We start from the raw sequence: 266 nt of genomic DNA on the forward strand, positions 1-266 counted from the left end.
GGATTTAGTCTGCAACAACCACGACCTCTGCATACTGAGGCGGCAACTTTTGTTCAAAGACAGATGTTTAAAACTGAGTTAACGGAGTTTGTGCAATTGTTACGTTTCCTCCATCCGCACAAATCAGTTGAAGTTTGGGCAGAAGATGAAGCTCGATTAGGCCTCAAACCCATCGTCCGTCGAGTTTGGACACCAGTAGGTCATCGTCCCAATGCTGTGCATCGCACTCGTTACCAATGGCTTTATACTTATGGATTTGTCCATCC

Annotated in this window: 1 pseudogene; it reads left to right on the plus strand. The window is 45.9% G+C overall.

Annotation, left to right across the window (positions count from 1 at the left end):
• A pseudogene (locus tag GNF10_RS37565) lies at window positions 1-266 on the plus strand (IS630 family transposase); the annotation flags it as partial.

Origin of the sequence: Nostoc sp. UCD121 (assembly GCF_014222285.1) — a bacterium.
Classification (GTDB): domain Bacteria; phylum Cyanobacteriota; class Cyanobacteriia; order Cyanobacteriales; family Nostocaceae; genus Nostoc.